Origin of the sequence: Corynebacterium tuberculostearicum (assembly GCF_030229345.1) — a bacterium.
Lineage (GTDB): Bacteria > Actinomycetota > Actinomycetes > Mycobacteriales > Mycobacteriaceae > Corynebacterium > Corynebacterium tuberculostearicum_G.
Map to the genome: position 1 here is coordinate 253,735 of NZ_JASPGP010000001.1, position 12,881 is coordinate 266,615.

The window sequence follows — 12,881 nt, forward strand, 5'->3', positions numbered from 1 at the left end:
CAATGACTTCGACGCTCCTCAAGCTGCACCGCACACTGTGGGTCCGCAATCTCAAGGCGAATGCCGCGGCGGTCATGATCCCTATCTGCCTCTTGCTCTATGGTCTCATCGGCCTTGCGTCGCTAGGAGCTCTTGCTGCGGCAGATATCTCCATCGGAACTGGGAACGTGCAAGCCCTTACCGTGGCCCCCGCTGTAGGCACGCTGGCCTTTATCGTTATTACCCTCATCATGCCCAGCGGGGAGAATCAGCTTTCTGCCCGTGAGCTTTCCGCGTTGCCGGTGCGGTTAAAAGACATCACACCGGCACTAGCTATTGCCTCAGTACTCAATCTGCGCGCTCCAGTATCTGTCCTGCTCTCCATCGCCTACGCGGTGGCGGGAAGTGTGATCTTGGCGGCCAATGACGAGGCATTATTCATCCTGCCCTTCTGCCTGGGCATGCTCTTTGCCCTAATTCTGACGCTGGTTTTAGTGGACCTCGCGGTCTATGTCGGGGTTACCGTCGCGGAGCTAAGCTCGACCACCCTCAAAGTTTTGGGTGCGCTGGCGGTGTTCTTGCTCATCTTTGGTTCGAATCGGCTTGCTTCCCTCGCTGGCTCTGACTTCCCATTGGGAACGGTGGGCGAGGGGCTGGCGTGGACGCCCGTAGGCGCACCTGTGGGCTGGGCGCTCGCGCTCGTCCAAGGACAACTGGCGGTGGCACTAGCACAGGTCCTCATCGCCGCGGCGTCGCTGGGCGCAGCCGTGTGGGCGTGGCACCGGTTGCTGCGCTTGCAATTCGAGCGCCGCACACTCTTGTCTCCGGCGCACCAGCGCCGCGAAAAGACGAAAGGGATTAACCGCTTTTCCTTGGGCTCCTTTTCCTATCGCGGACCAGCTGCGATGGAATTTACGCGCTCGTTGCGCTACATCTTCCGTGACTCCCGCCTTATCGGAACCATCATCATGCAGCCAATTTTGGCAATCGTCTTTATCATTCAGGGCTTTACTACTGATTCCGTCATGCCTTCTATAGGAGTGCTATTTCTGGGACTCTTCGGCGGAATTGTAGCCACAAATGATTTTGGCTATGACGGCCCAAGCCTGTGGGTAAAGATGGCCGCACCAGTTCGTCCGCGCACGTTTCTCTACGCGCGGCACTGGGCGCACTTGGCGCCCACAGCCATAACTTTCGTCCTCTCGGCGGCGGTGCTTTTCGCGGTGAGCGCCGACAAAGCGCTCACCGGGTGCTTGATGGTGGTCGCACTGGGAATTTTCATTTCTTCTGCAGGATTGTCATTGCTGCTATCCACCTTTAATCCCTTTGCCACCGCGCGGCCCGGTGGCAGTATGTGGGCAGATAAATCCGGCTACTCGGCCAGTGCCTTCTTAAGCGCCATTTTGAATTTGTTTATTGGCTGGACGCCGATTATCCCTGGCGTCATTCCAATGGCCATCGGCTACGGCTCGAATATGGTACTGGTTGCGCTGGGGTTTATCCTCGTCATTGCGGTTCCAGTTGCGTGTTATATCGTTGCCCTCCGGGTAAGCGGCAAACGCGTGGACAACTCCTTGCCTGAGATTTACGCCAAGGTGGGGCACTGGGTGTCTTAATCCTCCGGTCCCCGCGACAGCGGCCGCATCGCGGCCCTCTCGGGGCGCGGTTGGATCCGTGGGGGCTGGGAGTGGGGCCTAAAGGACAGGATGTGTTGGTGAGTAGGGGGGGGGCGTCGCCAAGCGGAGGCATAAAAGAAACCGCCGACCTTCGCGGGGAAGGGCGGCGGTAGCTAAAGCGTACTAAAATTTAGAGCGTGTGCTTGCCGGAGGAAACCGGGGTGGCGTTGTTGGTGCCTGGCTCAACGCGCAGGTGAGAAACGCGGGAAGGCTCAATGTTGAGCGCGCGCAGCTGGGAATCGGTCAGCTCGGCGTATACGCCGGAGTTGGTCTTCTGGTCGTAGACCCAGTCCGGCTCTTGGTGGCCCACCGGCTGGTTGCGGGCGGTCACGGTGCGGACCTGGTGCAACTTAGGCTGGAAAGCGTGGATGAGCAGGCCAACGGCGATCAAGATAGCCAAGGCAATGAGCCAGATGGTCTCAACGTGGCCCTTGTGGTTACCAAAGTTGTAGGCAAGCAGGAACAGGACAGAGATCCAACCGGCGATCTGTACGCCAGAGCGGCTGATGCGGGACCAACCGAATCCTGCGGATGGGACGTCCTCAGTAGAAACACCGTCAAATACCTGCGGTACCGGCTTGTGGGAAGACACTTGCTCTCCTTCGCTTCTGCGTGTGTCCGTCTGTGCGATGGGCATGCGGGCACACCAATGCCATTTGTCTGCTACACATTCTAAAACATCGCACCTTAGATGGCGATTAAACACCCCCGTCGCAGTGCGGCGTACCTGCCGCGCCCGCCCAATGGTGGTGGGCGCTAGGGTGGAGGCGTGACTACTCAGCGAATACTCATTCTTGGTTCCACCGGTTCAATTGGCACGCAGGCTCTGGAAGTTATTGCGGATAATCCCGATAAATTCGACGTCGTGGGAATCGCTGCGGGTGGCTCCAACCCGCGGCTCATCATCGAACAGGCCCGCAGCCTCAACCTTTCGTTTGACCACGTTGCTGTGGCCAACGAGGACGCCGCGGCCGAGGTGTCGGCCGCTCTAGGCGGTTCGGTTTTGAGTGGCGCCGATGCCGCGGAGCACCTAGTGCGCTCGACCCCGGCCGATACAGTACTCAATGCCTTGGTGGGTTCTTTGGGGCTCAAAGCCACCTTGGCCACCTTAGAAATGGGCGAGTACCTGGCCTTAGCCAATAAGGAATCCCTCGTCGCGGGCGGCACGCTGGTTACGCAAAAGGCGCGCCCTGGCCAGATTATCCCTGTGGACTCGGAACATTCCGCCATGGCGCAGTGCCTGCGTGCCGGCGAGGAAGGGGAGCTGGATAAGCTCGTCCTTACCGCCTCAGGCGGCCCCTTCCGCGGTTGGTCGCGCGAAGAAATGTGGGACGTGACCCCTGAGCAGGCAGCGCAGCACCCTACGTGGTCGATGGGGCAGATGAATACCCTCAACTCCGCCACCCTCATTAACAAGGGCCTGGAGCTGATTGAAGCCACCCTGCTCTTTGACATCGCACCTGAGCGCATCGACGTCACCGTGCACCCGCAGTCCATCATTCACTCCATGGCCACCTTCAAGGATGGCTGCACCATCGCCCAGGTCTCACCGCCATCAATGAAGCTGCCCATTTCGCTAGCGCTGAATTGGCCGCACCGCGTCCCAGGAGCCCAGCCGTCCTTGGACTTTGCGCAGGCACACGATTGGCGTTTTGAGCCGCTTGACGATGCCGCCTTTCCCGCCGTCAACCTCGCCCGCCGGGCCGCGGCCGAGGGAACAGGGGTCATCTACAACGCCGCCAATGAGGAAGCAGCGGCCGCGTTCTTGTCCGGGCGCATCCATTTCCCGGAGATCGTGGACGTCGTGGGCAGGATCCTTGATTCCGCATCCGAGTTTGCTGGTGTAGTCTCTAGCCTCGATGAAATCCTCGCGGTGGAAGGCGAGGCGCGCAGGCGCGCGAATGCGCTGATTGATTTGCTGGCTGACTAGAAAGCTTTCACACCATGGCAAACTTGCTGGGCATTGTGTTTTTCGCCCTCGGCATCGGGCTTACCGTAGCGCTGCACGAAGCAGGCCATATGCTCACCGCGCGCGCCTTTGGCATGCGCGTGCGGCGTTATTTTATTGGCTTTGGGCCGCGCCTATTTTCCTTCCGGAAGGGCCACACGGAATATGGGCTTGCGGCCTTCCCGGTAGGCGGGTTTTGCGATATCGCTGGCATGACGGCCCAGGATGAATTCCTCACCGCGGAAGAAGAGCCCCATGCGATGTATAAAAAACCGTGGTGGCAGCGCATTATCGTGATGGCCGGCGGCATCGGTGTCAATCTGATTTTGGGCTTTGTCATCCTCTACTTTGTGGCGATGACGGCTGGTCTGCCCAATCCGGATGCTGATGTACGCCCGCGCGTGGGCGAGGTGACTTGCTCGGCCAATCAGAAACCGAACCAAGAGCTAGAGGCGTGCACGGGTAAAGGCCCCGCTGGAAAGGCCGGCGTGCAGGAGGGCGATATCGTCGTGGCCCTCGATGGTCAGAAGCTGGATTCTTTTACCCAGCTGCGCGATGAGGTAATGCAGCGCCCCGGCGAGACCATCACGCTGACGGTTGAGCGCGGTGGGGAAGAAAGGGACTTTCCGGTTCACCTCGATACGGTCAAGCGATTGAACCAAGACGGCGATCTGGTGGATGCTGGCTCGATCGGGCTGAGCAATCAGCTTATCGATGTCGTCGAAAAGCACGGCGCCGTCGACGCCCTGCCGGCAACCTGGCGCTTTAGCACCTACTCGCTGAGCGCAACGATCGACGGGCTGAAGCAATTCCCGGGCAAAATTCCGGGTGTGGTGGCCTCCATCTTCGGCCATGAACGCGAGGCCGATGGCCCGATGTCCGTCGTCGGCGCTTCCCGCGTGGGCGGCGAATTGGCGGAGCGCTCCCTGTGGTCGATGTTCTTTATGATGCTGGCCACGCTGAACTTCTTCCTTGCGCTCTTTAACCTGATTCCGCTGCCGCCTTTCGACGGCGGGCATATCGCCGTCATCATCTATGAAAAGCTGCGCGATGGCATCCGCAAACTGGCGGGCAAGCCAGCTCTGGGCCCGGCCGATTACACCAAGCTGATGCCGGTGACCTATGTCATGGCCGCGCTGCTAATGGGCGTTGGGGCCATCGTGATCGTCGCCGATGTGGTCAACCCCATTCGGCTATTTGGCTAGCCGCCGCAGCCCCCGCTGCGTGCACTTCAGGCATAAAGCAAGCAGTGCTAGAGTGGGGGCGTTAATCACCCACCGTATGTATTTACTGTGCTTCAGCAAGGAGAATTCATGTCGACCCCCATCGGTCTAGGAATCCCAGACGGCCCACCACCAGTCCTGCACCCGCGCCGCAAGACTCGTCAGCTGCAGGTGGGCCCGGTCGGCGTCGGCTCTGACTCGCCCATCTCGGTGCAGTCAATGACCAATACCAAGACGCACGACATTAACGGCACGCTGCAGCAGATCGCGCAGCTGACCGCTTCCGGCTGCGATATCGTGCGCGTGGCTTGCCCTAAGCCCATCGATGCGGAGGCACTTCCGGCCATTGCCAAGAAGTCTCCGATTCCGGTGATTGCGGATATCCACTTCCAGCCTAAGTACATCTTCCAGGCCATCGATGCTGGTTGCGCCGCCATCCGCGTGAACCCAGGCAATATCCGCGAGTTCGATGGCCGCGTGAAGGAAGTTGCTAAGGCAGCAGGCGATGCCGGCATTCCCATCCGCATCGGCGTGAACGGTGGCTCCTTGGACAAGCGCCTGCTGGAAAAGTACGGCAAGGCCACCCCGGAGGCACTCGTCGAGTCCGCTATTTGGGAGGCTGGCCTCTTTGAGGAGCACGGTTATGGCGATATCGCTATTTCCGTTAAGCACTCCGATCCGGTTCTGATGGTGGAGGCCTACCGCCAGCTGGCGGAAAAGACTGATTACCCGCTGCACCTCGGTGTGACCGAGGCTGGTCCGAAGTTCATGGGCACCATCAAGTCTTCCGTGGCCTTCGGTGCACTGCTGGCAGAGGGCATTGGCGATACTATTCGCGTGTCCCTGTCCGCCCCGCCGGTAGAGGAAATCAAGGTGGGCGACCAGATTCTGCAGTCGCTCAACCTGCGCCCGCGCAAGTTGGAAATCGTCTCCTGCCCGTCCTGCGGCCGCGCCCAGGTGGACGTTTACAAGCTGGCAGAAGAAGTTACCGCCGGCTTGGACGGCATGGAGTTCCCGCTGCGCGTTGCCGTGATGGGCTGTGTTGTCAACGGCCCAGGCGAGGCCCGCGATGCCGATCTCGGTGTTGCTTCTGGCAATGGCAAGGGTCAGATCTTTGTTAAGGGCGAGGTTGTTCGCACCGTGCCGGAAGACAAGATCGTGGAGACCCTCATTGAAGAGGCCATGCGCATTGCCGATGAGCAGGGTATGGAAGCCGTGGAAGGCGCCAAGGCTGAGGTTCGCGTAACCCAGTAATTCACCCACTTTGAGCAGACTGCCCCGCACTTCGGTGTGGGGCAGTCTTTTTTGGCGCTTGCGCTGCTAGAGTGCCAAGACATGAAGAAGTTGGTCGCGCTGGTTGCAACTATCACGCTCGCCTCCACCAGCGTGGTTGCCTGTACGCCGAAGCCGGTTTCCGCGGAACCGGTGGCGGAGGAATTCCTCCAGGGGATGGAGTCCCGGAATAATGACGGTTTAGCCGCGCTTACCGACGCCCCCTCGGACGCCACCTCCGCTCTCGATGCCACCTACTCCGGCCTGCAAGCCGAGGGGCTCGACATGGAGCTTGAAGGCGTGGACCAGGATGAGAACCTCGCCACGGCGAACTACAAGGTCACCTGGGACCTGCCCAAGGACCGCACCTTGAGCTATGACACGCAGATGACGCTGACCAAGACTGAGGATGAGTGGACGGTGCGGTGGAAGCCGAGCCTTATCCACCCCGACCTGGGAGCAAATCAGCACCTGGAACTGCGCGCACTGGAAGCAGAGCGCGCCAGCGTGGTTTCTTCCAACGGGGTGGAATTGATGAGCCCGGGGTTGAATTACCGGCTGGTGGTAGATACCAGCTCGCTGGATGATGTGCGGCCCACCGCTTCCAAGGTCAGCGGCGCACTGGCTGCCGCCCACCGCCAGGATGACTCCATTGCGGAGATGGATGCCAAGGATCTGGCGAAAAAATTGGAGGATGCAGACGGCTCCTTTTCCGTCACCATGTTTACGGAGGATCAAGCCAAGGCTGTGCGCCCCAAGGTGGAAGGCATGGACGGCGTGCGCCTCAATGAAGAACCGGCTCTGGTCACCCGCGACCGTGGCCTGGCACCCGATCTGATGTCGCGCGTGCGTTCCGCGGTCCAAGATGAAGTCGATGGCCAAACCGGCTGGTCCATTTCTGTGGTCAATGAAAATGGTGCGGCGCTCTCTGATGTGGAAAAGCACGACCCTGATGCGGCGCCGTCGATCAAGGTAGGTCTGGACTACGACGTGCAGCGTGCCGCGCAAGAGGCGGTCAATGAGCGTGCCGATTCCCAGGCCATGCTCGTAGCCATTCGGCCCTCCAATGGCGATATCTTGGCCGTCGCCCAAACCGAGAAGGCCGATGAAGAGGGCGACGTAGCCCTCCAAGGTCAGTACCCTCCGGGCTCGGTGTTCAAGATTCTCACCGCGGCGGCCGGCGTAGAAAAGCAAGGGCTTAATACCGATACCATCGTTCCGTGCCCTGGCACCATGGATATCTTTGGCCGCGTGGTGACCAACTACAATGCCTTCGCCCTAGGTAGCGTTCCGCTCAGCCAAGCCTTTGCACAATCGTGCAACACTACCTTCGCGGATATCTCCACCAAGCTTAAGCCTGGTGAGTTGAAGGATATGGGCAAAAAGTTTGGCTTCGGCGTGGAATACGAAATCCCAGGCCTTACTACCATTACCGGTTCCATTCCGGAGGGCAAAGAACCACTCGAGCGCACTGAAGCTGGCTATGGACAGGGTTACGACTTGGCTAGCCCTTTCGGCATGGCGCTTGTCTCCGCAACGGTTGCCAATGGCAAGACGCCTACGCCCACGCTTATCGAAGGCCACGAAACCAAAGCCTCCGATAAGCCGCAGCAGATTTCGAAGCCTGTGCTAGATAACGTCCGCGCCATGATGCGCCAAGTGGTTACTAGCGGTACCGCACGCAGCATGGCGGCGGGCGGCACGATTTACGGCAAGACCGGTGAGGCCGAGATTAACGAGGGCTCGCACGCCTGGTTTACCGGTTACCGGGAAGAAGACGATATCGCCTTTGCCACCCTCGTGGTTTTGGGCGGCGGCTCCGATGTCTCGGTCAATATCACTAGCAACTTCTTGCAGAAGGTCGATGACTACCGGTCCGGACCGCACGAGGGTGCGGCTCCGCCGGCCGAAGGGTAGAAACCCCGCCTGCCCTCGTGACCCCGGCTGCTGCATTATGGGCGCAGAGGACTACCATGGGAAACCATGAGTAATCGAGGAAAGCTAAAGCCAGGCAAGCCCACTCCGATCCTCACCGTGCCGGAGAGCATCGAGCGCCCCGAGTACGTGTGGAAAGACGAGGTGCAGGAGGCCGTAGGCGAGCCCTACGTCCAGTCCCCAGAGGTCATTGAGAAGATGCGTGAGGCCTGCAAGATCGCAGCCAACGCCCTCAAGGAGGCCGGAAAGGCCGTGCAGCCGGGCGTAACCACTGATTACGTGGACCGCGTGGCGCACGAGTACATGTGCGACCACGGCGCTTACCCGTCCACGCTGGGCTACCGCGGCTTCCCCAAGTCCAGCTGCGTGTCCCTCAACGAGATTGTCTGCCACGGCATCCCGGATACCACCGTGATTGAGGATGGCGACATCGTCAATATCGATATCACCGCTTATAAGAACGGCGTCCACGGCGACAATAACGCCACCTTCCTCGCCGGTAATGTCTCCGAGGAACACCGCCTGCTGGTAGAGCGCACCAAGGAGGCCACCATGCGCGGCATCAAGGCCGCAAAGCCCGGCCGTGAGATTAACGTCATTGGCCGCGTTATTGAGTCTTATGCCAAGCGCTTCGGCTACAACGTCGTGCGCGATTTCACCGGCCACGGCGTCGGACCAACCTTCCACAACGGTCTTGTGGTCCTACACCATGACTCGACCGTGTACCGCGACATCCTTGAGCCTGGCATGACCCTAACTGTTGAGCCGATGATTAACCTCGGCTCCTTGGATTACGAGATCTGGGATGATGACTGGACCGTCCAAAACACCGACGGCAAGTTCACTGCCCAGTTTGAGCACACCCTCGTCATCACCGAAGACGGCAATGAAATCCTTACCATTCCAGATGAGGACTAGTACTTAGTCTCAGAACAAACTGAAGGCCGCCTCCATTTCCAGAGAAGGGGAGTGGAGGCGGCCTTTGTATTCTTGCCGACTTCCCACGGAGCAGTCGGCCGTATCGGAGCGACTATATATAGCAAAAAGGGCCTCGTTACAAGAACGAGGCCCGTGCAAGCCCTAGCTATCTAGAGCCAATCTGCGGCTAACAATTAGCGGCGGAAGATTGGGTCCAGGATGTGCTGCGGGATGATGCCGTTGTAAACAGCGTAGTTGTAAGCGCCGATGATTGCGCCGATAACGGAGGTGATGCCCAGTGCGGTAGCACCCTTCTTCCAGTTGGAAGCCCACTCCGGGATGGTTTCGGAGGTTTCCTTGCCGAACATGTCCTCGCCGGTGACCTGGTTGTCTGCAGTTACTACCGGCTTGCCGTCCTCGCCCGGAGTCCATGCGCCCCACTCCTTGCCCTTCTGGGTGAAGGAGCTGGAGGACAGGGAGGAACCGGTGCTCTCGTTGGCGGTGGAGGACTCTGCAGAAGCGACGGCAACGCCGCCGAAAGCTACGGTGACAGCGGTAGCAGCAGCAACGGCTGCGGTGCGGAAGTTACGCATTGTGAAAATTACCTTTCGGAAGTTTTGATTGAGCCGTGTGGCTGTTGCTTAGAAGGACGGGCCGTGTACGAAGAAGTTGTAAACAGGGCCGATGATGCCGCCGAGCAGGGCACCAACGCCTGCTACAACGGTTGCACCGTAGAAGACCTTTGCCCATGCTGGCTGGCCGGAGAAGTCCTTGGAAGAACCAAAGATGGCAACGCCGTTAGCTGCCTTGTCGCCCTCGAGCTTGTGGCCAAGCTTGGAGGACAGGGAAGGGGTGTAGTCCTCTGGAGTCTGGTCCTCGGCCTGGCCTTTACCAGTCTTGGAAGGGTTAGCCTGCTCTACGGTGACGTTGTTGCCGTTCTGGTTGACGGTGTCGGCAGCGGAAGCGACGGTGGTGCCGCCGAAGGCAACGGCGAGAGCGGTTGCGCCAGCGATTGCTGCATTGCGGATACGCATATCAAAATTCCTTAAAAGTCGTACTTGCAAGGCTTCCGCACTGGGAAACCAAAGTGTTATTGAATACACAGGCGGTATTCATAAACACGCGGTAGCCGTGTTCGTATCGGCTCGAGCCGGTGTCCCAAGTGAATTTAGTAAAACTCCCGTCCTTTTGCACGTCAAAGACCGGAATTTCAGCGATTAAATTAATTTGGGCCCCTTTATGGTGGTGAATTTCCTGAAATTGTGAATGGGACTTCCTTGGCGTGAAGTGGGAAAACGCCCTAAACCCTGGGAAGAAACTGGAGGAGTGTGAGAAGGATCACGTAACAGTTCACTTATTCCACTCCAGTCCCAAAAGGGTATTTTCCACTACTTCTGGCAGCGCAGGGTGGATCCAATATTGGTTGCGAGTGAATTCCCGCATGTCCAACTTGTAGGCCATCGCGGTAATCAATTGCTGGATCAAGGTTGAGGCCTGCGGGCCCATCAGGTGCGCGCCGAGAAGCTGCCCAGTGGAACGGTCTGCTACCAGCTTGCAGATTCCGGTGTGATCTTCCATAGCCCAGCCGTAGGCAACGTCGCCAAAGTTCTGTACCTTGACGGTGACGTCGAAGCCCTTCTGTTGCGCCTGCTTCTCAGTTAGGCCCACTGTGGCGATTTGTGGGTGGGTAAAGATGGCGGCGGGGACATTGTCGTGGGGCAGTGGGCGGAGATCTTCTGGGTGGAGCAGGTTATGCTGCACTGCGCGTGTCTCCGCATTGGCTACGTGCTTGAGCATATATGGAGAAGAGACATCGCCGAGCGCCCAAACACCCTCGGCGGTGGTGCGGCCGAACTCGTCGGTGCTCACGCGGGCGTCGGCAAGCAGTTCAATGCCCGCCTTGTCCAGATCCATCTGATCGCCGTTTGGGGTGCGCCCAGTAGCAACCAGAATCGCTTCTGCTTCCACGGACTCACCATTGTCGAGCTCCAACCGCACGCCCGTGTCAGTTTCCTCGAGCTTGGTGCCATTGGCTATGCGCACGTCGAAGCGATCGCGAGCAATCTGGTTGAAGCGGCTAGATAGGTCATCATCCAGGTGGCGTAGCAAGGTCTCGGAGCGATTGACCACGGTGACCTTGGTGCCGAGGCCGTCAAAGACATGAGCAAACTCCATGGCGATATAGCCACCGCCTACCACGATGAGGCTTTCTGGCTGGTGGTCCATGCGCATGATGTCTTCATTGGTGTAGTACTTCACGCCCGAGTTGGCATAGACCTCCGGAATGACCGGACGGGAGCCGGCGGCAATGACGATCTGGTCGCCGCTGATGACATGCTCGCCGGTCTGAATGGTCTTCGGGCCGACGAAACGGGCGTGCTCATCAAACACGGTAATGTTCGGGGTTTCTTCGCCGCGACGGTACTGTTCGCCGCCCTGGGCAATCTGGTCGATGCGGTTGGTAAAGACCCGGTCCACGATGGAATCCCAATCCACGCTAGTGACCTGAGCATCAAGGCCGAGCCGGCCGGCCTCGCGCGCCGCTAGGGCAATATCGGCGGCGTAGACATACATCTTGGTGGGAATGCAGCCTACGTTGAGGCAGGTCCCGCCAAAGGTGCCCTTTTCAATGATGGCGATTTTCCGGTCATCAAAATCCGGGCTAGGGATGGAGTTTCCGGAGCCAGTGCCGATGATGATGAGGTCGAAATGTTCCTCGGCAGCGGGCGTGTGGGACTGGTGTGAAGTAGTCACGTTTATTCCTTATATATAGGGGCTTAATTACTGAGTAGATTGTGGGGTTTCTAGGACGGTGGGCAGCCACTTGTCACAGGCGTCAAAAGCTTCTTGGAGCGGGTCCGGAAGCGATAGGAACACATCGTGCCTAGCCCCCTTGATGGGATGCAAGGTGTAGTGGGCACTAAGTTCCTTTGCCCAGCGCCGCGTTTGCGCAACGTCGATGATGACATCTGCGTGGTTCACGCTGTCGGAGTAAGGCTGACCCAATTGGGTGCGAGTGGACTGCAGCGTCAAGATGGGGACACCGGCATCAACGCGGCCGCTGTGAATAGCATCAAAGCCGTGGAATACCGCGGCTATCCAACCGACATATTTCTTATGGCCCGCCAGTGGCTTAAAGCGGAGGTCAAAATTCCATTCGCCGTAGAAATCCTTATGCACGGACTCGCCGTAAGCAGTGAGGTTGCCACCAGGCAGGGGAGTCATGGGGGCGATGCGGCCCAATGTGTAGAGCAGCGGCTTGAGGGGAGTGAGGACCTGGCCGGGCACGCCCATCATGTCCAGCCATGGACTATTAAGGATGAGGCCCGCCAAGCGTTGGTGGCGTTCTTGGTCGGTTCGGCGCAGATGATCCATCCACAGCGGGGCGATCAAGCCACCGGTGGAGTGGGCGATGAAGATGACTTCATCATTGGGGATCGCATCAAGAGCGGCGGTGAGGTCTGTAAAGTACAGCGCCAGGTCCGAAGCATAGTGCCACGACTGGCCCGAGCGGCGCGAGCGGCCGCACTTGCGCAGATCGATGGCATAAAAGTCATAACCCTCGGCGGCAAAGTGCTCGGCTACGTGGGTGTGGAAGAAATAATCGGTCATGCCGTGTAGCCACACCAGTGCCGGGCGTGACGGGGCGGCTGACTCATGTGCAGTACCACCCGCGTGCTCCGGCGCGTAGTGCACCAGCGTGGTGATCACGTCGCCCTCGCCATCGGGGTCTGTACCCAAGTCGATGGTGGCAGCTTCATAGTCAGGGCCAAGTTTGTCTGGGCCCCATACCGGGGAGTGTGTAACCATGCCTCGATTCTAGGTGCAATGAAGAATTTATGGTGTTGCCGGTGGGGTGTAAATAGTGGGGGCGGAAATTCCCACATTTTTGCCACTGGTCTGGGGGAGAAATCCCAAACTGGATGAGAA

General features: G+C 59.0%; 11 protein-coding genes. 6 read left to right on the top strand and 5 right to left on the bottom strand.

The window, feature by feature from the left end; genetic code table 11:
• The first annotated feature begins 2 nt into the window (after window positions 1-2).
• On the top strand, window positions 3-1,595 hold the full coding sequence (locus tag QP884_RS01185; RefSeq protein ID WP_284820267.1) for a hypothetical protein: 1,593 nt from the start codon (window positions 3-5) through the stop codon (window positions 1,593-1,595).
• Between the two features lie 190 nt (window positions 1,596-1,785).
• On the opposite strand, the gene QP884_RS01190 is transcribed toward QP884_RS01185, so the two are convergent.
• On the bottom strand, window positions 1,786-2,292 hold the full coding sequence (locus QP884_RS01190; protein ID WP_284820268.1) for a DUF2631 domain-containing protein: 507 nt from the start codon (window positions 2,290-2,292) through the stop codon (window positions 1,786-1,788).
• Between the two features lie 132 nt (window positions 2,293-2,424).
• Between QP884_RS01190 and dxr the strand changes: the two genes are divergently transcribed.
• The 5 genes from dxr (at window position 2,425) to map (ending at window position 8,951) form a co-directional block, all read left to right on the top strand.
• Complete coding sequence (gene dxr, locus QP884_RS01195) at window positions 2,425-3,585, top strand: 1-deoxy-D-xylulose-5-phosphate reductoisomerase (RefSeq protein WP_284820269.1); 1,161 nt, start codon at window positions 2,425-2,427, stop codon at window positions 3,583-3,585.
• A 14-nt stretch (window positions 3,586-3,599) separates the two neighbouring features.
• Window positions 3,600-4,808, top strand: coding sequence for a M50 family metallopeptidase (locus tag QP884_RS01200; protein WP_284820271.1), 1,209 nt, complete (start codon window positions 3,600-3,602; stop codon window positions 4,806-4,808).
• A gap of 108 nt (window positions 4,809-4,916) precedes the next feature.
• Window positions 4,917-6,080, top strand: coding sequence for a flavodoxin-dependent (E)-4-hydroxy-3-methylbut-2-enyl-diphosphate synthase (gene ispG, locus QP884_RS01205; RefSeq protein ID WP_179386645.1), 1,164 nt, complete (start codon window positions 4,917-4,919; stop codon window positions 6,078-6,080).
• A gap of 81 nt (window positions 6,081-6,161) precedes the next feature.
• Complete coding sequence (locus tag QP884_RS01210) at window positions 6,162-8,015, top strand: penicillin-binding transpeptidase domain-containing protein (RefSeq protein ID WP_284820272.1); 1,854 nt, start codon at window positions 6,162-6,164, stop codon at window positions 8,013-8,015.
• 66 nt (window positions 8,016-8,081) lie between these two features.
• Complete coding sequence (gene map / locus QP884_RS01215; RefSeq protein WP_005325202.1) at window positions 8,082-8,951, top strand: type I methionyl aminopeptidase; 870 nt, start codon at window positions 8,082-8,084, stop codon at window positions 8,949-8,951.
• 194 nt (window positions 8,952-9,145) lie between these two features.
• On the opposite strand, the gene QP884_RS01220 is transcribed toward map, so the two are convergent.
• The 4 genes from QP884_RS01220 to QP884_RS01235 form a co-directional block, all read right to left on the bottom strand.
• Window positions 9,146-9,544, bottom strand: a complete 399-nt coding sequence (locus tag QP884_RS01220; protein WP_005328707.1) for a hypothetical protein — start codon at window positions 9,542-9,544, stop codon at window positions 9,146-9,148.
• A 48-nt stretch (window positions 9,545-9,592) separates the two neighbouring features.
• Window positions 9,593-9,985 carry a hypothetical protein gene (locus QP884_RS01225; protein ID WP_005328705.1) on the bottom strand — a complete coding sequence of 131 codons (393 nt, stop codon included), beginning with the start codon at window positions 9,983-9,985 and terminating at the stop codon, window positions 9,593-9,595.
• Window positions 9,986-10,301: 316 nt separating this feature from the next.
• The gene (gene mtr / locus QP884_RS01230) at window positions 10,302-11,705 is read right to left on the bottom strand and encodes a mycothione reductase (protein ID WP_239277465.1); all 1,404 of its coding nucleotides are present in this window, start codon (window positions 11,703-11,705) and stop codon (window positions 10,302-10,304) included.
• A 27-nt stretch (window positions 11,706-11,732) separates the two neighbouring features.
• Complete coding sequence (locus QP884_RS01235) at window positions 11,733-12,761, bottom strand: alpha/beta hydrolase (protein WP_284820274.1); 1,029 nt, start codon at window positions 12,759-12,761, stop codon at window positions 11,733-11,735.
• Between the last annotated feature and the right edge of the window lie 120 nt (window positions 12,762-12,881).